The sequence below is a fragment of the Kineococcus gurbantunggutensis genome, assembly GCF_050871925.1.
Lineage (GTDB): Bacteria > Actinomycetota > Actinomycetes > Actinomycetales > Kineococcaceae > Kineococcus.
Genome location: NZ_JBJLSG010000320.1, coordinates 1 through 1,797, shown reverse-complemented (window position 1 = coordinate 1,797; position 1,797 = coordinate 1). Strand labels below are relative to the sequence as shown.

The 1,797-nt window shown below is 82.0% G+C and carries 1 protein-coding gene; it reads right to left on the bottom strand.

Annotation, left to right across the window (positions count from 1 at the left end; genetic code table 11):
- Positions 1-35: 35 nt before the first annotated feature.
- Positions 36-1,601, bottom strand: coding sequence for a leucyl aminopeptidase family protein (locus tag ACRYR7_RS25420; protein WP_432575171.1), 1,566 nt, complete (start codon positions 1,599-1,601; stop codon positions 36-38).
- Positions 1,602-1,797: the final 196 nt, after the last annotated feature.

Here is a 1,797-nt window from a genome sequence, read left to right as displayed (position 1 = left end):
CCGGACCCCGGCCGGGGTCCGGGGCCGCGGCGGTCTCAGGCGGCCAGCGACTCCAGCCAGCGCACCAGCAGGCGCGCGCCGAAGCCGGTGGCCCCGCGCCCGACCTCGTGCTCGGGGGCGTCCGAGCGGCCCGGGCCGGCGATGTCCAGGTGCGCCCAGCGGCGCCCGCCGGTGAACGGCTGCAGGAACTGCGCGGCCAGGATCGTGCCGGCGCCGGCGCCGGGGGTGGAGGCGACCTGCCGGGCGTCGGCGAGGTCCGAGCGCAGCAGCTCGGCGTACTCGGGCACCAGCGGCAGGCGCCACACGCGCTCCCCCGACGCCTGCGAGGCGGCGGTCAGCTGCGCGGCCAGGGCGTCGTCGGAGGCGAACAGCGCCGCGTGCCGCTTGCCCAGCGCGACGGAGGCGGCGCCGGTGAGGGTGGCGACGTCGACGAGGACGTCGGGGTCCAGGGTCGCGTCGGCGTAGGCCAGGGCGTCGCCGAGCACCAGGCGCCCCTCGGCGTCGGTGTTGTTGACCTCGGTGGTGCGCCCGCCGTAGTGGCGCACCACGTCCCCGGGGCGGTAGGAGGAGCCGCCGAAGGCGTTCTCGGCCAGCGCCAGCAGGCCCGTCACCCGCACCGGCAGCTTCAGCCGGGCGGCGGCGGCCACGACGGCGAGCACGACGGCCGCGCCGGTCATGTCCGTCTTCATCGGCACCATCGACTCGCGCGGCTTGAGCGCCAGCCCCCCGGTGTCGTAGGTGATGCCCTTGCCGGCGATCACCACGTGCGGGGCGCCGGCGGCGGCGCGGCCGCGCGGGCGGTAGCGCACCTCGGCCAGGGCCGGCGCGGACGGCGAGCCGCCGCCCACGGCGAGCAGGCCGCCGAAGCCCTCCCGGCGCAGCTGCGCCTCCTCGCGCACCTTCACCGTCAGCCCGTGCGCGGCGGCGGTGGCGCGGGCCTGCGCCACCACCCAGGCGGGGTCCTTGAGGTTGGAGGGGGTGGCGGCCAGGTCGCGGGCCAGGGCGGTGGCGGCGGCCAGCGCCTCGCCGCGGGCCACCGCGGCCGCGTCCACGTCGCCCACGAGCAGCAGGCGCCGGGGCGCGGGCTCGGCGCCCGCGCGCCGGCCGGCGAGCGGCGGGACGTGGGAGGCGAGCAGGAAGCCCTCCACGACGGCGCGCACGCCGTCGGGGCCGGCGCCGTCGGCCAGGGTGGTGGCCACGTCGGTGCCGGGGCCGGCGGCGCGGGCCAGCGCCGCCGCGGCGCGGCGCAGCGCCGCGGGCGAGGAGTCCCCGACCCCCAGCACGAGCAGGCGGCGCGGGGAGCCGTCGGGGGCCGGGACGGGCAGGCGCGCGCTGCGGCCGGCCTCGCCGGACACGTCCTCGGCCGCGCACAGGGCGGCCAGGTCCGCGCCGTAGCGCACGGCGGCGTCGGCGGCGCCCGGGCGCGGCTCGACGGCGGCGCCCTCACCGGCGCCGGGGGCCACGGGCACCGCGAGCACGTCGCAGCCGTCCAGGTCGGCGGCGGCCAGCGGGCCGGGCACCACCTGCACGGCGGGCGGTCGCCAGCGGCGCAGCTCGGGCTGCGCGGCGCGCACGGGGCTGGTGGTGGTGGGGCTGCTCACGGGCGTCCTGCCTGCTCTGCTCGAGGGGCTTCGGGGCGGGGCCGCGGCACGGCGGCCGCGGCGGCGCGGGGGGACGGCGCGGGGGGGGGGCGCCCCGCGCCCACCACCCCCCGCGCGCCCCCCACCACCCCCCCCCCCCCCACCGGCCACCCCCCCCCCCCCCCCCCCCCCCCGCCCCCCCCCACCACCCACACCC